The 20,318-nt window shown below is 68.8% G+C and carries 13 protein-coding genes; 3 read left to right on the top strand and 10 right to left on the bottom strand.

Annotated elements, in window-relative coordinates; translation table 11 throughout:
- The first annotated feature begins 8 nt into the window (after nt 1-8).
- Nucleotides 9-4,157 (top strand): translocation/assembly module TamB domain-containing protein, encoded by a 4,149-nt coding sequence (locus AC3WQZ_RS31260; RefSeq protein WP_492301879.1) that lies wholly within the window; start codon nt 9-11, stop codon nt 4,155-4,157.
- Nucleotides 4,158-4,200: 43 nt separating this feature from the next.
- Nucleotides 4,201-4,749, top strand: a complete 549-nt coding sequence (gene bamE / locus AC3WQZ_RS31255; RefSeq protein WP_010814901.1) for an outer membrane protein assembly factor BamE domain-containing protein — start codon at nt 4,201-4,203, stop codon at nt 4,747-4,749.
- Nucleotides 4,750-4,764: 15 nt separating this feature from the next.
- Here bamE and AC3WQZ_RS31250 read toward each other — a convergent pair whose 3' ends face one another.
- The 10 genes from AC3WQZ_RS31250 to AC3WQZ_RS31205 form a co-directional block, all read right to left on the bottom strand.
- Complete coding sequence (locus AC3WQZ_RS31250) at nt 4,765-5,730, bottom strand: ABC transporter ATP-binding protein (RefSeq protein ID WP_492301877.1); 966 nt, start codon at nt 5,728-5,730, stop codon at nt 4,765-4,767.
- 16 nt (nt 5,731-5,746) lie between these two features.
- Entirely contained in the window at nt 5,747-6,793 is a 1,047-nt protein-coding gene (locus AC3WQZ_RS31245; RefSeq protein WP_010814899.1) for an ABC transporter ATP-binding protein, read from the bottom strand.
- On the bottom strand, nt 6,790-7,683 hold the full coding sequence (locus AC3WQZ_RS31240; RefSeq protein WP_011615926.1) for an ABC transporter permease: 894 nt from the start codon (nt 7,681-7,683) through the stop codon (nt 6,790-6,792). Before AC3WQZ_RS31240 ends, AC3WQZ_RS31245 begins: the two co-directional genes overlap by 4 nt.
- The gene (locus AC3WQZ_RS31235; protein ID WP_058697770.1) at nt 7,676-8,587 is read right to left on the bottom strand and encodes an ABC transporter permease; all 912 of its coding nucleotides are present in this window, start codon (nt 8,585-8,587) and stop codon (nt 7,676-7,678) included. Before AC3WQZ_RS31235 ends, AC3WQZ_RS31240 begins: the two co-directional genes overlap by 8 nt.
- A 69-nt stretch (nt 8,588-8,656) precedes the next feature.
- Complete coding sequence (locus tag AC3WQZ_RS31230) at nt 8,657-10,258, bottom strand: ABC transporter substrate-binding protein (protein ID WP_011615925.1); 1,602 nt, start codon at nt 10,256-10,258, stop codon at nt 8,657-8,659.
- Between the two features lie 59 nt (nt 10,259-10,317).
- Nucleotides 10,318-11,109, bottom strand: a complete 792-nt coding sequence (locus tag AC3WQZ_RS31225) for an IclR family transcriptional regulator (RefSeq protein ID WP_492301875.1) — start codon at nt 11,107-11,109, stop codon at nt 10,318-10,320.
- A 121-nt stretch (nt 11,110-11,230) separates the two neighbouring features.
- Nucleotides 11,231-12,964, bottom strand: coding sequence for an AMP-binding protein (locus AC3WQZ_RS31220; RefSeq protein ID WP_010814894.1), 1,734 nt, complete (start codon nt 12,962-12,964; stop codon nt 11,231-11,233).
- A gap of 46 nt (nt 12,965-13,010) precedes the next feature.
- Nucleotides 13,011-16,337: an acetyl-CoA carboxylase family protein gene (locus tag AC3WQZ_RS31215; protein WP_492301874.1), complete on the bottom strand. Its 3,327-nt coding sequence runs from the start codon at nt 16,335-16,337 to the stop codon at nt 13,011-13,013.
- A 354-nt stretch (nt 16,338-16,691) separates the two neighbouring features.
- Complete coding sequence (gene metG, locus AC3WQZ_RS31210; RefSeq protein ID WP_011615922.1) at nt 16,692-18,752, bottom strand: methionine--tRNA ligase; 2,061 nt, start codon at nt 18,750-18,752, stop codon at nt 16,692-16,694.
- A 291-nt stretch (nt 18,753-19,043) separates the two neighbouring features.
- Nucleotides 19,044-19,682: a YiaD family glycine zipper/OmpA-like lipoprotein gene (locus AC3WQZ_RS31205; protein WP_010813856.1), complete on the bottom strand. Its 639-nt coding sequence runs from the start codon at nt 19,680-19,682 to the stop codon at nt 19,044-19,046.
- A gap of 340 nt (nt 19,683-20,022) precedes the next feature.
- Between AC3WQZ_RS31205 and AC3WQZ_RS31200 the strand changes: the two genes are divergently transcribed.
- Nucleotides 20,023-20,318 (top strand): iron-sulfur cluster assembly protein (locus AC3WQZ_RS31200; protein WP_492301873.1); only part of this gene is annotated, 296 nt, incomplete at its 3' end.

Here is a 20,318-nt window from a genome sequence, read left to right as displayed (position 1 = left end):
ATGCCGGCATGAGCGCCCACGATCTGCCTTCGGTGCCCGGCGGCGATTCGGCCCGGACCCCGACCCCGCCCGCGCCGCGCAAGCGGCGGCGGCTGTGGCGCGTGCTGGCCTGGCTGGTCGGCATCCTGCTGCTGCTGATGGTGGCGCTGGCGGCGGCGGGCGTGGCGGCGCTGCGCACCGAGACCGGCACCCGCCACCTGTGGACGCTGGCCACGCGGCTGTCGGCCGGCATGCTCAGCGGCCGGCTGGAAGGCGGCACCGTGGCGCACGGCCTGCGCCTGCGCGACGTGGTGTTCGCCAGCGGCCAGACGCGCGTGGCGGTGGACCGCGTGGATGGCAACTGGGTGCTCGGCTGGCAGGCGCGGCGCCTGCACGTGCAATGGCTGCGCATTGGCAAGGCCGAAGTGAAGCTCGGCCCGTCCGAGCCGAGCACCGAGCCGATGCAGAAGCCCACCTCGCTCGAACTGCCGCTGGCCATCGATGTCGATTCGCTGACGCTTGAGCGGCTGTCGCTGCTGCAGGGCACGGCGCCCACGGCCGAGCCGATGGTGTTCAGCAACCTGGCCGGCGCGCTGCACAGCGACGGCCAGCGCCACCGCGTCAGCGTGGACAAGCTGGAAACACCATACGGCAAGCTGGCAGCCAACGCCCAGCTGGGCGCACGCGCCCCGTTCGCGCTCAGCGCCGAAGCCTTGCTGGAAAGCAGCTGGCAGGATGAGGCCTTTGCCGTCAATGCCACCGCCAAGGGCAACCTGGACGCGCTGCGAGCCGAGCTGCAGGCCAGCGGCGACCGCATCCACCTGCGCGCCGGCGCCGACCTGACGCCGTTCGGCAAGGTGCCGTTCACGCACCTGCTGGTCGATGGCGATCGCATCAACCCGCGCCTGTTCAGCCCGTCGGCGCCACAGGCCAACCTGACCGTGCATGCCGAGCTGCGGCCGGTGGGCGGCGTGGCGGCGGCTGCCGGCGCGCAGGCGGCCAGCGCCGTGTCGGCATCGCCCCCCCCGGCGGCATCGGGGGTCTCCGCATCCGCCCCTGCGGCCGCGCCTGCGCCCGCACCGCTGGCTGTCGCCGGCGACATCGAGATCACCAACCTGGAAGCCGGTCCGCTGGACAAGGAGCGGCTGCCGGTGCAGTCGGTGCGCGCCCATGTCGAGCTGAGCGAGATGGCACAGGCCGTCTCGGACCTGCGCGTGGCGCTGGCCGGCAAGGCCGAGATCTCCGGCGGCGGTTCGCTGCGCGGCGGCCGTGGCGGTTTCGACCTGGACGTGCGCAGGCTGGACCCGGCCGCGCTGCATGGCTCGCTGACCAGCGCCAGCCTGTCCGGCCCGGTGGTGGTGCGGATGGAGCCGGGCCGGCAAAGCGTGGCGCTGGACCTGTCGGGCGGGCCGCTCAAGCTTTTCGCCGATGCCAGCATCGATGCCGAGGCGCTCACGCTGGCCACGCTGCGCGCCGCGGTGGGGCCGGGTTTGCTGACCGCGGAAGGCAAGCTCGGCCTGAAGGACAAGCAGCCGTTCAGCTTCAAGGGCAAGCTGGCCTCGTTCGATCCCTCGCGCCTGGCCAAGGTTGCCGCCGGCCGCATCAATGCGGACTTCACCGCGACCGGCGAGATCGCGCCCGAACTCGGTGTGGCGCTGGATTTCGCCGTGCATGAGAGCGAATACGCGGGCCTGCCGATGACCGGCGGCGGCAAGGTGCGCCTGGCGGACGAGCGGCTCTTGCCGAGCGAGGCTTCGCTCAGCATGGCCGGCAACCAGGCCAACCTGCGCGGCAGCTTCGGCGCGCGCGGCGATGCGCTCAAGCTGGCGGTCGATGCGCCGCAGCTGGAGCGGCTCAAGTTTGGCGTGGCCGGCAAGCTCAAGCTCGACGCCACCATCACCGGCACGCTGAAGAAACCCGAAGTGGTGGCCGACTACAACGCGCAGGCGCTGGAAGTGGGCCCGCACAAGGTGGCCAGCGCCAGCGGCCGCGCCGAGGTGCGCGGCGGCCTGGACGGCCCGCTCTCGGTGCAGCTGGCCGCGCGCGACTACCGCGGCCCGCAGGCCAGCCTGAGCACGCTCGACGCCACGCTCGACGGCACCCAGGCCAACCATACCTTCGACGTCAAGGCGGCCGGCAGCCTGAACAAGCGGCCATTGCAGCTGGCGCTGGCGGGGCAGGGCGCGTGGAAGGGCAAGGACGGCTGGAACGGCACCATCCGCACGCTGGAAGAGCGCGGCACCGTCAACCTGCGCCTGGCCGCGCCGACGCAGCTGCTGGTGGCCGACCAGCGGGTGCGCCTGGGCGCGGCGCGCCTGCTGCTGGACCGCGCCACGATGACCATCGACAGCCTGGACTGGGACCACGGCCGCATCCGCAGCGCGGGCAGCCTGGACGGCCTGCAGGTGGGCCATGTGCTGGAACTGATGGAAACCATCACCGGCGAGAAGCCGCCGGTGCGCTCCGACCTGGTCATCGACGGCCGCTGGAACCTGGCGCTGGCCGAGACCGCGACCGGCTTTGCCGAACTGCGCCGGCGCAGCGGCGACCTCTCGGTCAACGCCGGCCGGGGCTTCACCACGCTCGGCCTGGGCGAGACCAGCCTGCGCGCCGACGCCGGCGGCAACCGTATCGCAATGCGCGGCGGCATGGTGTCGGGCCGCATCGGCAAGGTGGTGGTGGACGCCTCCGCCGGACTGGTGCAGGAGCAGGGGCTGCAGACCGTGGGCCCGGCCTCGACCCTGGGCGGCACGGTCACCGTCGACGTGCCGCGGCTGAAATCGCTGGAAGCGCTGACAGGCCCGCAGTACGCTTTCGACGGCAAACTGGCCGCGGCGATGCGCCTGGCCGGCACGATCGGCGCGCCGCTGCTGACCGGCACCGTCGACGGCGACAACCTCGCCGTCACGCTGTACGACCTGGGCCTGCGCCTGACCGACGGCACTGTGCGCGTGGTGCTGGACCAGAACACGGTCGAGCTCAAGCACGTGGAATTCCACGGCGGCGACGGCAAGATCACGGCCACCGGCAACGTCAAGCTGGGCGAGGCCGATCCCAACCTGACCGGCAAGATCGTCGCCGACAAGCTGCAGCTGTTCGCCAGCCCCGAGCGCACGCTGGTGGTCTCGGGCGACGCCACCATCGCCAACGAGAACAAGCAGGTCGTGATCCGCGGCAAGATCCATGTCGACCGCGGCCTGTTCGACCTGCCCAAGGCCGGCGCGCCGGTGCTGGGCGACGATGTGGTGGTGATCCGGCGCAAGGACCAGCGCGCCGTGAAGACTGCCGCCACGCAGGCGCCGGAGACCAAGCCGGCAAGCAAGTTCAGCCCGGTGATCGACCTGACCGTGGACCTGGGCAACAACTTCCGCTTCCGGGGCGCGGGCGCGGACCTGTTGCTGGCCGGCCAGATGGGTGTCAAGAGCGAACCCCTGGTACCGATGAAGGCCACCGGCACGGTGCGCGTGACCGACGGCACCTATGAAGCCTTCGGGCGCAAGCTGGACATCGAGCGCGGCATCATCAATTTCAACGGCCCGATCGACAACCCGAACATGAACATCCGCGCCATGCGCCGCAACCAGGAAGTGGAGGCGGGCGTGGAGGTGACCGGCACGGTGCGGCTGCCGCGCGTGCGGCTGGTGTCGGAACCCAATGTGCCGGATGAGGATAAGCTCTCGTGGCTGATGTTCGGCTACGGCGCCGAAAGCGCCGGTGCCGGCCAGCAGCGCCAGCTGGGTGGCGCCGCGCTGGGCGGCGCAGCGCTGGGCATGATCGGCGGCAAGGCCGGCAAGGGCATCGTGCAGCATTTCGGCATCGACGAATTCTCGATCGGGCCCAGTACCGCGGGTCTCAATGACCAGCAGGTGGTCAGCATGGGCAAGGCCATTACCGAGCGTATGTCGGTAGGCTATGAGCAAAGCCTGACATCGGCCTCGAACGTGGTGAAGCTGACCTGGCAGTTTTCACGGCGCTGGTCGCTGATTGCCAAGGGCGGGTCCATCAACGGTTTGTCGGTCTTGTTCAACCGCCGCTTCGACAGCTGGGCGAACCTGTTCAGCGGGACCTCGGGTCGCAGCGACACCAGAAGGAGCCAGCAGGATGAGAGCCAGCCAACCAGTCCCGACAGCGCGGCACAGGCAGCCTCGGCAGCCGTCGCCGAACCCGTGCGCCGCTGACGTGCGCCCCTCCACTTTCGCGTCGCCGCGACGCCTTGCCGCCATGGGACTCTTTGCCTCTTTGCTTGCGCTGTTCGGCTGCGACCAGCAGAAGGTCGATGAAGCCATGAAGAAGGCGGGCGAGACCGCCCGCAACACCTGGAACGCGATCAAGCCCGACAGCGAGCTGTTCAAGGGCATCGTCCCCGGCCAGTCCACCGAGGAAGACCTGCGGCGCCAGGCCGGCAAGCCGGAGATCGTCTGGGAAGAAGCGGACGGCGGGCGCCGGCTTGAATACCCGCGCGGCCCCGAGGGCACCACCACCTGGATGGTCACCATCAGTGCCGATGGCAAGGTCGCGAAGATCGAGCAGGTGCTGTCGGCCGAGAACTTCGCCCGCGTGCGCGCCGGCATGAGCAAGGACGACATCCGCCGCCTGCTGGGCAAGCCCACCAAGGTTGAGGCATTTGCGCTGAAGAAGGAAGAGGTGTGGGGCTACCGCTGGATGGAAACCGCCACCGACAAGGCCTTCTTCAACGTGCATTTCAACAGCGACGGCACCGTCACCACGACCTCGCGCAGCGACGATCCGTCGAAGATGCAGGGCGGCTGACGCGCGCCCCGGCGGTCAATGGAGCAGGTGGCAGGCGGCCACGTGCGCCGGCTCGGCTGAGCCGGCGGCCGGGTCCAGCCGCAGCATGCGGGGGATCTCGGTGGCGCAGGCCGGCACCGCGCGCGGGCAGCGCGGATGGAACTTGCACCCCGCTGGCGGGTTCAGCGCCGAGCCGATATCGCCCAGGATCAGCCCCTCGGCCGGCTGGTGGTCGGGGTCTGGCCGCGGCGCCGAGCCCAGCAGTGCCTGCGTGTAGGGGTGGCGCGGGGCGCTGAACACCGCGGCGCTGGGCCCGCTTTCGGCCATATTGCCCAGGTACATCACGCCCACGGCCGAGCTGAAGTGCTCCACCAGCGCCAGGTCATGGGCGATCACCACATAGGCCAGGCCGAAGCTGCGCTGGATATCGGACAGCAGGTTGACGATCTGCGCCCGGATCGAGACATCCAGCGCCGAGGTGGGCTCGTCCAGCACGATCAGCCGCGGCTGCAGCGCCAGCGCGCGTGCCACGGCAATGCGCTGGCGCTGGCCGCCGCTGAACTCGTGCGGGTACAGGTCGAGCGCGCCGGGCGGCAGGCCGACGATCTCCAGCAGCTCCAGCAGCCGCCGGCGCAGCGCGGCGCGGTCGCCGCCCTGGCCGTGCGCAAGCAGCGGCTCGGCCAGCAGCATGCCCACTTTCAGGCGCGGATTGAGCGACGAGGACGGGTCCTGGAACACCGCCTGCACCTGGCGCCGGTAGCCCAGCACGCCCTTGCGGTCCAGCGCCAGCACGTCCTGGCCGTCGAAGCGGATGGTGCCGGCGCTGGGGCGCTCAAGCAGCAGCAGCTGCCTGGCGATGGTGGTCTTGCCGCAGCCGGACTCGCCCACCAGCGCATAGGTCTGGCCGGCATCCACGGCAAAGCTGACGCCGTCGACAGCGCGCACCGTGCCGCCGCCGCGCGCGGGGAAATGCTTCTTCAGGTCTTCGACTTCGAGCAGCATGGCGCCTCCTGGGTTCTCAGCCGGCCGAAGCCAGCCAGCAGCTGACCTTGTGGCCGGATTCAAGTTCGATCTCGGGGGGATAGGCGTCATCGCACAGCGGCTTGCGGTGCGGGCAGCGCGCCGCGAAGCGGCAGCCGTGCGGCGGGTCGATCAGGCTGGGCGGGCTGCCCTGGATGGCGTAGAGCCGCTCGCGTTTTTCGCCGAAGTGGGGAATGGCCTGGAGCAGGGCCTGCGTGTAGGGATGGGCGGGGCGCTGGTACAGCGTGCGCACATCGCCGGTCTCGACAATGCGCCCGGCGTACATCACCGCCACCCGGTGGCAGATGCTGGCCGCCACGCCCAGGTCGTGCGTGATCAGGATGATGCCGACACCGGTCTGCGCCTGGATCTTGCGGAACAGCGCCATGATCTGCACCTGGATGGTCACGTCCAGTGCCGAGGTGGGTTCGTCCGCCACCAGCAGGCGCGGCGCGCTGGCAATGGCCATGCCGGTCACCACGCGCTGGCGCATGCCGCCGCTGAACTGGTGCGGATAGTCGTCCAGCCGCGTCTCGGGCGAGGGGATGCGCACGCTGTCCAGCACCTGCACCACCTGGCGCCGGCGCGCCTCGCGGCTGTCGGCGCGGCCATGGTAGCGCAGCGGCGCGCCGACCTGGTCGCCCACCGTGAAGACCGGGTTCAGCGAGGTCAGCGGGTCCTGCGAGATCATCGCGATCTTGCGGCCGCGGTACTGCGTGCTCATGGTCTTCTCGGGCAGCTGCAGCAGGTCCACGCCATCGAGCAGCACCTTGCCGCCCAGTTGCACGCCGCCCTGGCGCGGCAGCAGGCGCAGGATGGACAGAATGGTCATGGACTTGCCGGAGCCGGATTCGCCCACCACGCCCAGGGTCTCGCCTTCATGCACGTGCAGGTCGACGCCGTCCACGGCGCGCACCGTGCCGCGGCGCAGTCCTAGGTGCGTGGTCAGCCCCTGCACCGACAGCATGGGCGCGCCGCGGGGGGAGCCCCCGGCGGCGGGCGTTGGCGACGGGCGTTGCGTCACGTGCGGGTCGGGGCCGGTCATAGCTGCCTCCTTTTCGGGTCGAAGTGGTCGCGCAGCCAGTCGCCCAGCAGGTTGGACGCCAGGCAGGTGGCCATGATGGCCAGTCCGGGCATGGTGATGGCCCACCACGCGTTGGTGATGTAGTTGCGCGCATCGGCCAGCATCAGCCCCCATGACACATCGGGTTGCTGGATGCCAAGGCCGAGAAAGCTGAGCGAGGCCTCGAAGATGATCACCTGGCCCACCTGCAGCGTGGCCAGCACCAGCAGGGTGTTGAGCAGGTTGGGCAGCAGGTGGCGGCGGAAGATGGTGAGCGTGCCGCAGCCGGCCACGCGCGCCAGCGCCACGTAGTCGCGCTGCTTGAGCGACATCACCTCGCCGCGCACGATGCGCGCGTACCAGGTCCAGTAGGTCACCACGATCACCAGCACCACGGTATTGAAGCCCGGGCCCAGCACCGCGGCCAGCACCAGCGCCAGCGCCAGCGCGGGGATCGACATCTGGATATCGACCAGCCGCATGATGAGCGCGTCCAGGCGCCCGCCGAAGTAGCCGGCCAGCATGCCGGCGGCGGTGCCGATGCCGCCCGAGATCAGGATGGCGTACAGCGCGACCACCAGCGAGATGCGCGTGCCGGCCATGATGCGCGAGAGCAGGTCGCGCCCCATGTTGTCGGTGCCCAGCGGATAGGCCCAGCTGCCGCCCTCCAGCCAGGCCGGCGGCTGGAAGGCCAGGCCGAGGTCGAGGCCGTTGGGGTCGTGCGGCAGCAGCGCCTCGCCGCCGACGGCGCAGACCAGCAGCACCGGGAAGATTGCCAGCGCAAACCAGGGCAGGCCACCCAGGTCACGCCGCTGGCGCTTGCGGGCCGGCGCCGCCGTGGCGCTGGCGGGAGGAGCGGTGATCTCAGGCATGGCGGATCCTCGGGTCGATCAGGCCGTAGCTCAGGTCGACCAGCAGGTTGGACAGCACGAACAGCACGGAGGTGAGCATCACCCCCGCCTGCACCACGGGAAAATCGCGCGCGAACACGGCCTCGACCACGGTGCGGCCAACGCCTGGCCAGGCGAAGATGACTTCGACCACGAAGGCGCCGCCCAGCATCGCCGCGAAGTACACGCCGAGGATGGTCACCAGCGGAATCGCCGCGTTGCGCAGCGCGTACTTCCAGATCAGCACGCGCTCGGGCAGGCCCATGGCGCGGCCCATGCGGATGTAGTCGCTGTCGAGCACATCCAGCATGGCCGAGCGCACCACGCGGGTCTGCGCCGCCACCGGATACCAGCCCAGCGCAATCGCGGGCAGCACCAGGCTGTTCCAGGAATCGCGCCCGAACGCCGGCAGCCAGTTCAGCTGCACCGCGAAGAACAGGATCAGCAGCAGCCCGACCCAGAAGTTGGGCATGGCCTGGCCGAGCATGGCGAAGACCTTGGCAAAGCGGTCGAACCAGGAGCCGCGGTAGACCGCCGACAGCACGCCGAACGGCACCGCCATCGCAATCGAGAAGCCCAGCGCGGCCAGCGCCAGCTCCACCGTGGCCGGCAGCCGCTCCAGGATCAGCCCCAGTGCCGGTTCCTGCCAGCGGTAGGAGTTGCCGAAGTCGCCGGTGACGGCATGGCCGAGGAAGACCAGGTACTGCGCCACCAGGGGCTGGTCCAGGCCGAGATGGCGGCGCGTTGCCTCGATCACCTGCGGCGGCGCGTCGGCCGGCAGCAGCAAGGCAAGCGGGTCGCCGGACAGGCGCGAGATCAGGAAGATGATCACGCTCGCGCCAAGGATGCTGATCAGGCCGTGCAGCAGGCGTTTTGCAATAGGCATGACAGGCTCCGTCGGAGATTCGTCAGCGGGAATGCCGCGCCCGGCACGGGCGCCGGGCGCGGCGGCGGATCAGCGCTGCTTCCAGCTGACTTCCTGGAACGAGCGCCAGTAGTCGCGGATGGGCCAGGGCACGTAGTCGATCTTGTTGTCGCGCCAGGCAAAGGTCACCAGCGGCCGGTAGGTCGGCAGGCCACCCAGCACGCGCTCCTGCTTGAGCCGCGCGATCTGGCGCAGCAGCGCGGTGCGCGCCGCGGGGTCCATGGTCTGGCGCTGCTTCTCCAGCAGCGCGTCGACCTCGGGGTCGCTGGTGTAGGAATAGGTGCCCCAGCCGCCGCCGCCCTGGTAGCTGTGCAAATGGCCGGACCAGGCCAGGCCCGGATCGCCGGGCAGCCCCTGCGACCACATCCAGCTCAGCACGCCGTCCATCTCCGGCGGGCCCGAGCGGCCGCGCTTGCCCAGGCTGATCCAGGCCCCGTACTCCAGGTTGCGCACCTGGCAGCGGATGCCCACGGAACTCAGGTAGGCATACATGGCTTCGCCCACTTCCTTCACGCCAGGTTCGCGCGGCGTGGTGAGGTTGTAGCAGGGGGTCTCGAAGCCATTGGGGTAGCCCGCCTGCCTGAGCAGCTCGCGCGCACGCTTCTGGTCGAAGGCGTAGGGCTTGAGCTCGGGGTCGTAGCCATTCGACTCCTTGCCCACCTGCGCATAGCGCTCGCCCTGGCCGAACAGCACGCGCTTGATGATGGCGTCGACATCGATGGCGTGCGCGGCCGCCTGCCGCACGCGCACATCGTTGAACGGCGACTTCGGCATCTGCGTGTTGAAATTGAGGAAGAGGTTGTTGCCGCTCACCAGCGTGACGGTCTTCACGCCGGGCATCTTCTTGAACTCTTCGACCATCGAAGGCGGCACGTTGTCGATGAAATCGACCTTGCCGGTCTTGAAGGCCGCCACCCGGGTCAGGTCCTCGGGAATCACCTTGATGGTCAGCTCCTTGACGCCGGGCCGTTTCTCCTTGTTCCAGTAGCCGTCAAAGGCTTCCAGCTTCAGCTCGTCCTTGACCGTGCGCGAGACAAACTTCCATGGCCCGGTGCCGACCGGCTTGCGGGCGAACTCTTCTTCGCCGACCTTCTGGATGTACTTCTTGGGCATGGCCCACAGCTGCATGTTGCCGACGATGAACTGCGCATCCGGCTCCTTGAAATGCAGCCTGAAGCGGTGCGCATCCACGATCTCGAAACGCTCGACCGACGAGACATAGTGCGAGAAGAAGCTGCTCTTGGGGTCGCGCTGGCGTTGCCAGGAGAACTCGAGGTCCTCGGAGGTCAGCGGGTCGCCGTTGTGGAAGCGCACGCCCTTGCGTAGCTGCACGTCGAGCACGGGCTTGCCGTCCTTGCCGGTTTCCAGCTTCCAGTTCTCCGCCAGCCAGTTCTCGTCCTTGAGCGCGGCATTGCGGCGCACCAGCATCTCGAAGATCTGGCCGACAAAGTAGTGGTCGACGCCGGCCGAGATCTTGACCGGATCGAGCGTGGTCGACTCCGCGCCGAAGGCGACGGTGAGGCTGCCGGTGGCCGGCGAGGGCGGGGCGGCCTGGGCCGCGGGGATGGTGGCGGCGGCCAGCATGCCGGCCAGCAGGCGGCGCCGGGCGGCGTCGGTCAACTTTACTTGCATGGTGCTCCTCCTGTTGCGCCGTCTCGTGGCGGCGCTGTTGGTGTGAACAACGGATGCGCTCAGCGCGGGAAGCTGCCTTCCAGCTGGCGTACCACCTCCAGCAGGCGCGGGCGCACCTCGTCGAGCAGGAATGACGGGGACAGCCGGAACGACGGTCCGCCTACGTTGATGGCCATAGGCGGCATGCCATGGCCGGGCTCGAAGCCGCGCGCGATGCCGTTGACGTCCGGCTGCCAATCGCCCATCGAGCAGGTCACGCCCAGGGTGAGGTGGTCCGCCAGGCCCTGTTCGATGCCCTGGCGCAGGCGCGGCCATGCCATGTCGTCGACGTCGCGCACCTGTTCCATGAAGGCCTGCCGCTCTTCGTCCGGCACCACCGCCAGCCAGGCGCGGCCGATGGCCGAGGTGGCGACCGGAATGCGCGAGCCGGTATCGAGCGTCAGCGCAATCGCGGCGCAGCTGCGGCAGTGCTCGACATAGATCATCGAGAACCGGTCGCGCGTGCCCAGCGACACCGTGCCGCCGGAAAAGTCCGCCAGCTCCTGCATCAGCGGTCGTGCCACCTTGCGGATGTCCAGCCGCGACAGCATGGCGCTGCCCAGCCGCAGGCAGGCCGTGCCCAGGCTGTACTTGTGGCTGCCTTCGGCCTGCGCCAGATAGCCCAGCCGGGTCAGGGTGGAGGTCAGGCGCGATACGGTCGACTTGGGCAGTCCGCAGCGCCGGGCGATTTCCTGGTTGCCCAGTACGCGGTCGCTGGTGCGGAAGCAGGCCAGCACTTCCAGCCCGCGCGCCAGCGCGGTGACGAAGTGGCGGTCTTCCTTGAAGGCATTGCCGGTGGATCGGTCCTGCATAACCGTTGGCTCCCTCGTTGTGCCGTTGCACGCCAGCCGCGCTTGTTCGACGCGCAGGCGTGCGGGACGTGCGCGCGGCGTCCTCGTCCGGTGCGGCGGTACTACCCGACAGCGGTCCCGTTCAGCCGCCGGCCTCGGTATCCAGCAAGGCCTGCAGCTCGACCTTGCGCACCTTGCCGGTGGCGGTCAGCGGAAACTCGGGCAGGATGCGGATCTCGGGCACCTTGTAGACCGCCATCTGCTCGCGGCACCATGCATGCAGCGTGTCGGCAGTGATGCCGTCGGCGTGCTCGGCGCGCAGGCGGATAAAGGCCACCGGCACCTGGCCCTTGTCCGGGTCGGGGCGGCCGACCACGGCCGACCCCAGCACCGCCGGGTGGCGCGACAGCAGCACCTCCAGCTCGGACGGGAACACGCTCATGCCGCGCACCTTGAGCATCTCCTTGCGCCGTCCCAGGAAATGCAGGTAGCCCGCCTCGTCATAGGCACCGATATCGCCGGTGCGGAACCAGCCGTCGCGGAATACCTCGGCATCGACGTCGGGGCGGCCCCAGTAGCCCTTGAACAGCGACGGCGTGCTGACCACGATCTCGCCTTCCGCGCCGACCGGCAGCACCGCGCCGGTGTCGAAGTCGCAGATCTTGATGCGCGTGCCCGGCACCGGCAGGCCGACAAAGACCGGGCGGCCGCGCAGGTCCATGTCGTCGTCCTGCATGCCGGTGGTGAAGGTGTCGCTGGTATGGGTCTCGGTCATGCCCCAGGCGCCTTCGGCGATGATGCTGCCGGTCAGCGCGTGCCAGCGCTGGCGGATGTCGGGGGTGATCTTGCGGATGAACGAGGCGGCGCGCGTGTGCTGCAGCGAACGCAGGTCGTAGCGGCCGGATTCGGGGTGGTTCATCAGCTCGACCGCGTTGTCCACCACCACGAAGGTGCGGTTGACGCGATAGCGCTCGATCGCGGCCATCACCGCGACCGGGTCCCAGCGCGCCAGCAGCACCACGGTCGCGCCGCTGAAGATCGGATAGATCAGCCCGAGGTTCTCGCCCGCGATCCAGAACATCGGCAGGAAGTTCAGCATCACGTCGCCGGAGCCTTCTGCCAGCCGTTCCGCATCGACACCGCCGGTGAGCGCGTAGGAAGCCGCCGCGGTGTAGACCATGTCGCGCTGCGTGTGCATGCAGCCCTTGGGCAGGCCGGTGGTGCCGCCGGTGTAGTTCAGTGCGGCCAGCGCGTCCATGTCGACCGGGGGCAGTGCGACCGGCGCGGTGTCGCGCAGTGCCTGCAGCAGGTCGATGGTGCCTTCCACGGTCAGCGGGGGCGCGTCGAGGCCCGCTGGCAGCGGCAGGTCCGGCTGTGCCGGCAACATCGCGCCGGCACTGGTGGTGTAGACGGTGCGCAGCCGCGTCTGCGCGCGCACCGACATCAGCAGCGGCGCAAGCTGGTCCTGCACGATGACGGTGGTGGCGCCGGCATCGTTCAGTTCGTAGACCAGCTCCTGTTCCTTGAAGAGCGGGTTGACCGGCACATAGACCGCGCCCAGCTTCAGGATGCCGTAGAAGACCACGTGGAACTGCGGGCAGTTGCCCATCATCACCGCTACCCGGTCGCCCGCGCCCACGCCGCGGCCCTTGAGCAGCGCGGCGCAGCGCTCGGACAGGTTGTCGAGCTCGGCATAGGTCACGGTGGTGCCGTACCAGACCAGCGCGGCGTGGTCCGGGCGCTTGCGCGCCCACGCGCGCAGGTAGTCGCCCAGCGGGGCCTCGCCATGGGGGTAGACCGGTGCGTCGGGCAGGCCTGCGGGCCAGATCTTGCGATGCCGGGCTTCCAGGTCCTCGAAGAACGCCTGTTCGTTCATCTGCTGTCTCCTCTTGCTTTCGCTCTGGTTCTGTCCGCCGCCGCGCCTACCAGGCGTCGACGAAGGTGCGCATCGGGCGCTGGGGATTGGCGGCACCGGCCTCGAGCCCGCTGACCACCCACTGGCGGGTGGCGGCGGGGTCGATCACGGCGTCCAGCTCCAATGCCGCAGCGGCGTTGATGGCATGGCCGCGCTCGTACATCTGCGCCACCAGCTGTTGGTACAGCGCATCGCGCTGCGGGCCGGCCGGCAGCGCTTCCAGCTCCTTGCGGAAGCCCAGCCGCACCGCGCCCTCCAGGCCCATGCCGCCGAATTCGCCGGTTGGCCACGAGACCGTGAAGGTTGGCGCGCGGAAGCCGCCCGCGGCCATCGCCATCGCGCCCAGGCCGTAGCCCTTGCGCAGTACCACCGCCAGGAACGGCACGCGCAGCTTGGCGCCGGCGACGAACATGCGCGACACATGGCGCACCTGGGCGCGGGCCTCGACCTCCGGGCCCACCATGAAGCCCGGCGTGTCGATCAACGATACGATCGGCAGCCCGTGCGCATTGCACACCTGCATGAAGCGCGCGGCCTTGTCGGCGGCGTCGGCATCGATGGCGCCGCCGAGGTGGCGCGGGTTGTTGGCGAGAATGCCGACGGGCCGGCCTTCGATGCGCGCCAGCGCGGTGTGGATGCCGGTGCCGAAGCCGGCGCGCAGTTCCAGCACGCTGCCCGCGTCGGCCAGGCCGGCGATGGCGGCGCGCGTGTCGTAGACGCGCAGGCGGTTTTCCGGCACCACCTGGCGCAGCGCCAGCGTGTCAGGCGCCTGCCAGTCGTCGACACGGCCCTGGAACATCGACAGGTAATGCCTGGCCGCGGCCACCGCGTCGGCCTCATCGTCGACCAGCAGGTCGACCACGCCGTTGTGGTACTGCACCGTGGCCGGGCCGATATCCTCGGGGCGGAACACGCCCAGGCCGCCGCCCTCGATCATGGCCGGGCCGGCCATGCCGATATTGGCGTTGCGCGTGGCGATGATCAGGTCGCAACAGCCCAGCAGCGCGGCATTGCCGGCAAAGCAGCGCCCGGAGGCGATGCCCACCACCGGCACTTCGCCGCTGAGCTCGGCGAAGGCGGCGAACGAAGGCTGGTACAGGCCGGCCACGGTGGGGAAGTCGATGTCGCCCGGGCGGCCGCCGCCGCCTTCGGCAAAGATCACCGTGGGCAGCCGGTTCCGCAGCGCCACCTCCAGGATGCGGTCGGTCTTGATATGGTTGCGCTTGCCCTGGGTGCCGGCCAGCACGGTGGCGTCGTAGGCCAGCACCGCGCAGCGCGCGCGCTCCGGTGCGAACAGGCTGCCGTTGACGGCGCCGGTGCCGGTGATCAGCCCGTCGGCAGGGGTGTTGGCGATCAGGTCGGCCTCGCTGCGCCGGCTGGCCTGTGCCGCCAGCGCCAGGCCGCCGTATTCGCGGAAGCTGCCGGCATCGCACAGGTCGTCGACGTTTTCGCGCGCGGTGCGCTGGCCGCGCGCATGGCGGCGTGCCACGGCCTCGGGGCGGGCCGCGTCGTACAGGAAGGCATGGCGGTCGAGCACGCGCTGCAGGTCGGCGCGGATCGCCGACGGGTCGGTGTGCTCGGCCTTGCCGTCGGCATGGGCGCCGGCGTCGGCAGGCTCCAGCACCAGCATGACCTGGCCCTCGGCGACTTGCTCGCCGGAAGCGGTGCGCAGGTCGATCACGCGGCCCGCGTGCTCGGCCACGATGGCATGTTCCATCTTCATCGCATCGAGCACGGCCACGGTCTGGCCGGCCTTGACCAGGTCGTTCTCGCGCGCCAGTTCGATCACGCGTCCGTTCATGGACGCGCGCACCGCGCACAGGCCCTCGCCCAGTCGCTCCTCGAAGCTTGCCGTGCTGGAAGGTGCAGCCACCCTGGGGGCGCTGCCTCCTGCGAGGGCCTGCCGCGCCGCGTCCTGCGCCGCAATCTGCGCGGCGCGTTCCAGCAGGGCGGGCAGCGCGGCTTCCATATAGCGCGTATGCACGTGCTGGCTGGCAAAGTCGTCGCGCTCGGCCAGCGCCCGCAGCAGGTCGAGGTTGGTGACGATGCCGCCGATATTGAATTCCCCGAGCGCGCGCTGCAGGCGCCGCACTGCGTCAGCGAAGTTGTCGCTGGCCGAGGTGACGATCAGCTTGGCCAGCAGCGTGTCGTAATGCGCGGACGGTGCATAGCCGGTATAGCCGTGGGTGTCGACGCGCACGTCCGGCCCGGTGGGCGGATCGAAACGCTCCAGCCGCCCCTGTGCCGGACGTGCCAGCCCTTGCGCGTCGGTGGCCTCGGCATTCACGCGCACCTGGATGGCATAGCCGCGCACGCGCGGCGGGTGCTGCGGGTCCAGCCCCAGTTCCGCCAGGCGCCGGCCTTCGGCCAGCCCCAGCTGCACGGCCACCAGGTCCACGCCGGTGACCTGTTCGGTGACGGTGTGCTCGACCTGCAGGCGCGGGTTGGCTTCGATAAAGACAAAGGCCAGGGCCGCGCCATCGCGGCGCGCACCGTCCTCGGGCTCTTCGACCAGGAATTCAAACGTGCCCAGGCTGCGGTAGCGCGCTTCGCGCGCCAGCGTGCAGGCGGCATCGACAATGCGCCGGCGCAGCGCCGGATCGAGCGCCGGGCTGGGCGCGATCTCGACCACTTTCTGGAAGCGGCGTTGCAGCGTGCAGTCACGCTCGCCCAGTGCGATCACATGGTGGCCGTCGCCGGCGATCTGCACTTCGATATGGCGCGCGCGGGCCACCAGCCGTTCGGCGTAGATGGCATCGATGCCGAAGGCCGAGCGTGCTTCGGAGCGGCAGCGCGCATAGGCTTCGGGCAGCGCGTCGCGCTCGCGCACCACGCGCATGCCGCGCCCGCCGCCGCCGCCCACCGCCTTGAGCACCACGCCGGCGCCGTCCTGTTCGTCGAAGAATGCGGTCACCGCATCGAGCGTGGCGCCGCCCGCGGTGGCGGGCATCACCGGTATGCCGCAGCGCGCGGCCAGCGCCAGCGCGCGGCCCTTGTCGCCGAACAGGGCCAGCTGCTCGGGCTCGGGGCCGACAAAGATGATCTCCGCGGCTGCGCAAGCGCTGGCAAAGTCGGCGCGCTCGCTGAGAAAGCCATAGCCAGGGTGGATGGCGTCGCAGCCGGTGGCGCGCGCTGCGCTGATGATGGCGGGAATGTCGAGATAGGCAGCGGCCCCCTGGCCCTGCAGCGCGACAGCTTCGTCGGCCAGCAGGCGGTGCCGGCTGGCATCGTCGTCGGTGGCATAGACCGCCACGGTGGCGATGCCAAGGTCTCGTGCGGCGCGCTGCACGCGCAACGCGATCTCGCCACGATTGGCGATCAGGAGCTTCTTCACAAATGTCCCCTTCCATGCGAAGCGGCGTCGCGCAAGCAGCGTTGCGTGGCCGGCTTCTGTTTTTTGGTTTGTGATTCTGCGAGGTGGAATCTACGCGGCTCGTCCAGGGGTCACAAGCGCGATGCGCCAGAACCATGTATGACATGCCGCGCGTGCATAGCGCGCGAGCGAGGGGGAGGAGGGGTGCTGCCCGTTCTGTTCTGCATTGCAGAATCTCGGGCGGTGTGGCGGGTCGATCCAGAGGCCCGGCTGGCCTTGGATCGCTACCGATGGGACGCGCGGAACATGGCGTTACCGCGGGTTTGCCGCCCTCTCCCGCCAGCGGGAGAGGGGAACGGCAATGAGTGCCCTGCTTCAGCCGATGCGCATGCCCGGCACCGCGCCCTCGTGCGGTTCCAGGATATACAGGCCCGGCGTGGCCTTCTCATCCGCCGCAGACGCAGCCAGCACCATGCCTTCGGACACGCCGAACTTCATCTTGCGCGGGGCCAGGTTGGCCACCACCACGGTCAGCTTGCCGACCAGCTGCTCCGGCGTGTAGGCCGACTGGATGCCGGAGAACACATTGCGGGTGCGGCCTTCGCCCAGATCCAGCGTCAGCTGCAGCAGCTTGTTCGAACCTTCCACCTTCTGGCATTCGACGATCTTCGCGACGCGCAGGTCCACCTTGGCGAAGTCGTCGATGGTGATGGTGTCGGCGATCGGCTCGATCGCCGCGCCCGCGGCGGCCGGCGCCGCGGTTGCCTGCAGCGATTCGCGGTTGGCAGCCAGCAGCGCGTCGACCTGCTTGGCATCGACGCGCGTCATCAGGTGCTGGTAGGCCTGCACCGGGCTGGCGGCCGACAGCTGCTTGTCGATGGCACGCCAGTCCAACGGCTCGACGTTCAGGAAGCGCTCAACGCCGGCAGCCACGTTCGGCACCACCGGCTTCAGGTAGACCGTCAGCAGGCGGAAGGCTTCCAGCGAGACCGAGCACGCCGCATGCAGCGCCGCGCGCTTGTTTTCGTCCTTGGCCAGTTCCCACGGCTTCTCGGTGTCGACGAAGGCGTTGACCGCATCGGTCAGCTCCATCACCAGGCGCAACGCCTTGCTGTACTCGCGGGCTTCATAGAGGTGGGCGACCTGCGGTGCGGCCTGGCGCAGCTGTTCGAGCAGCGGGTGGGCCAGCGCGGCCTCGTCGACCTTGCCTTCGAAACGCTTGACCAGGAAGCCCGCGGCGCGGCTGGCGATATTGACGTACTTGCCGATCAGGTCGCTGTTCACGCGCGCAATGAAGTCATCGAGGTTCAGGTCGAGGTCTTCCATGCTCGCGTTGAGCTTGGCGGCGAAGTAGTAGCGCAGCCATTCCGGATTCATGCCGGTGTCGACATAGCTCTGCGCGGTGATGAAGGTGCCGCGCGACTTGCTCATCTTGGCGCCGTCCACGGTCAGGAAGCCGTGGGCGAACACATTGGTCGGGGTGCGGTAGCCCGAGAAGCGCAGCATCGCCGGCCAGAACAGCGTGTGGAAGTACAGGATGTCCTTGCCGATGAAGTGGTACTGCTCGGCGGTCGAATGCGGGCCGACCCAGGCGTCGAAGTCGATGCCCTTCTTCGCGGCCAGGTTCTGGAAGCTGGCGTAGTAGCCGATCGGGGCGTCCAGCCACACGTAGAAGTACTTGCCGGGCGCGCCGGGGATCTCGAAGCCGAAGTAGGGCGCATCGCGCGAGATGTCCCAGTCGGACAGGGTCGAGGCCTCGCCCTCGGCGCCCAGCCATTCCTGCATCTTGTTGGCGGCCTCGGGCTGGGCCAGGTCGGCCACCCATTCGCGCAGGAAGGTCTCGCAGCGCGGATCGGACAGCTTGAAGAAGTAATGGGCCGACGACTTGCGCACCGGCGTGGCGCCGGACACCACCGAATACGGGTTCTTCAGGTCGGTCGGCACATAGGTGGTGCCGCAGACCTCGCACGAGTCGCCGTACTGGTCCTTGGCGCCGCACTTGGGGCACTCGCCCTTGATGAAGCGGTCCGGCAGGAACATGTTCTTGACCGGGTCGAAGAACTGTTCGACCTCGCGCTCGGCGATCAGGTCCTCGGCCTTCAGGGCCAGGTAGATCTTTTCGCACAGCTCGCGGTTTTCTTCAGCGTCGGTGCTGTAGTAGTTGTCGAACGACACCAGGAAGCTGTCGAAGTCGCGCTTGTGCTCGGTCCAGACGCGGTCTATCAGTGCCTTGGGTGTGATGCCTTCCTTCTCGGCGCGCAGCATGACCGGCGTGCCGTGGGTGTCGTCGGCGCCGACGTAGTAGACCTCGTTGCCCATCATGCGCTGGAAACGCACCCAGATATCGGTCTGGATGTATTCCACCAGGTGGCCGATATGGATCTGGCCGTTGGCATAAGGCAGGGCGGATGTGACGAGGATGCGACGTGCGGTCATAAACAGGAGCCGGTCAGGAGCGGGGAAATATCAGGGGGACGGCGCCAGCCAGGAAGGGAGGGCGCGTGCCGGGAAGGGGCTATTTTAGCAACTGGCCAGCGCCTGCGCGCCGGTTCCGCATGGCGGAATGGCGAAACCCACGGATCCGTTCGGCCAAAAAAAAAAGCGCCGGTCAGAACCGGCGCAGCTTTCCACAACGGAAAAGGAGGAGAAATCAGGTACCGCCCGGGAGGTCAGCCACCCATCGCGAGCCAGCAACGGTGGCAAGCGGCACCTGTTTCTATGACTGGGTCATCCTTGAATTGGTTTCAAAAAAATTTCGACGCGGCGATTTTGTGCCCGTCCGGCCTCAGTGCCGTTGTCCGCAACCGGCTGGGATTGCCCGCGCCCTTCGGCCGTCAGTCGGTTGCGTGCGACGCCGCGATCACCCAGGTAGCCGGCCACGCTCTGGGCGCGGCGCTGCGACAGCTGCATGTTGTAGTTGGGGTTGCCGGTGCTGTCGGTATGGCCCACCACGTTGGCGCTCACGTCCTGGTGCTGGCCCAGGGTCTGCGCGACCTGGTCGAGCACCGAGCGGAACGACGGCTTGATGGTGGCGCTGTCGGTATCGAAGGTAACCTGGCTGGGGATGTTGACCTTGAGCGTGCCATCCGGCTGCTCGGTGATCTGGGTGCCCGTGCCCGCGGTGTCCTTGTTCAGCTTGCCGCGGATGGCGTTCCAGTTGTAGCCGGTTGCGCCGCCGATGGCACCGCCCACTGCCGCGCCCACCAGCGTGCCGGTGGTATTGCCGCCGATCAGGTTGCCAAGCCCGGCGCCGACCGCGGCGCCCACGCCGGTGCCGACTGCCGTATGGGTTTGCTGTTCAGTGGCGCAACCTGCGGCCAGCAGCGTGGCAGCGGTGAGCGAGACAGTAACGAGCTTGATCTTCATGCTTTCTCCTTCTGATGTTCCCGTAAATGTTCTTGGTACCGCATCGCGATGGTAACGCCAAGGCTAGCGGCAGGTAACCCTTTGTACGCGTCGGGCCCGGCCGGCCCGGGCACCGCCTGCGGTGCCGGCGTACCGGGCCGTCCAACCGCACTACAATATGGATATGGCGGCGCGCGCACAAGTGCAAGCTTGTGAGATTTGTAAATGTCTGTAATCCCACACCCTATGCAGGGTATTGCGCGCGGATTTCCGGCGTTCATGGCCGGTGCTGCATACTTTGATACATTAGGCGCAGGCCATCATGCGCCAGTCCCCCCAAATCATCGAAGCGGAGTTTGTCTTGAGCGTCAGCACTGAGCAGGTCACCGAAGCCCTGCGCACCGTCATCGACCCCAATACGGGCAAGGACCTGGTGTCCACCCGCTCGGCCAGGAACATCCGCGTCGACGGCGGCGATGTCTCGCTGGAAGTCGAACTCGGCTACCCCGCGAAGAGCCAGTTCGATCCGATCCGCAAGCTGGTGGTTGCTGCGGTGCGGCAAGTGCCGGGCGTGAGCAATGTCAGCGTGGCCGTGACCATGAAGATCGTCGCGCACGCGGTGCAGCGCGGGGTCAAGCTGCTGCCGGGCGTGAAGAA

Source organism: Cupriavidus sp. FW305-26, assembly GCF_058787975.1.
The sequence above is the reverse complement of the archived record's forward strand: the minus strand, read 5'-3'. Positions and strand labels throughout refer to the sequence as shown.

Bases quoted from the DNA above. Each gene is read 5' to 3' on its own strand.
- AC3WQZ_RS31260 (WP_492301879.1), top strand. From the start codon at position 9: ATGAGCGCCCACGATCTGCCTTCGGTGCCCGGCGGCGATTCGGCCCGG.
- bamE (WP_010814901.1), top strand. From the start codon at position 4,201: ATGGGACTCTTTGCCTCTTTGCTTGCGCTGTTCGGCTGCGACCAGCAG.
- AC3WQZ_RS31250 (WP_492301877.1), bottom strand. From the start codon at position 5,730: ATGCTGCTCGAAGTCGAAGACCTGAAGAAGCATTTCCCCGCGCGCGGC.
- AC3WQZ_RS31245 (WP_010814899.1), bottom strand. From the start codon at position 6,793: ATGACCGGCCCCGACCCGCACGTGACGCAACGCCCGTCGCCAACGCCC.
- AC3WQZ_RS31240 (WP_011615926.1), bottom strand. From the start codon at position 7,683: ATGCCTGAGATCACCGCTCCTCCCGCCAGCGCCACGGCGGCGCCGGCC.
- AC3WQZ_RS31235 (WP_058697770.1), bottom strand. From the start codon at position 8,587: ATGCCTATTGCAAAACGCCTGCTGCACGGCCTGATCAGCATCCTTGGC.
- AC3WQZ_RS31230 (WP_011615925.1), bottom strand. From the start codon at position 10,258: ATGCAAGTAAAGTTGACCGACGCCGCCCGGCGCCGCCTGCTGGCCGGC.
- AC3WQZ_RS31225 (WP_492301875.1), bottom strand. From the start codon at position 11,109: ATGCAGGACCGATCCACCGGCAATGCCTTCAAGGAAGACCGCCACTTC.
- AC3WQZ_RS31220 (WP_010814894.1), bottom strand. From the start codon at position 12,964: ATGAACGAACAGGCGTTCTTCGAGGACCTGGAAGCCCGGCATCGCAAG.
- metG (WP_011615922.1), bottom strand. From the start codon at position 18,752: ATGACCGCACGTCGCATCCTCGTCACATCCGCCCTGCCTTATGCCAAC.
- AC3WQZ_RS31205 (WP_010813856.1), bottom strand. From the start codon at position 19,682: ATGAAGATCAAGCTCGTTACTGTCTCGCTCACCGCTGCCACGCTGCTG.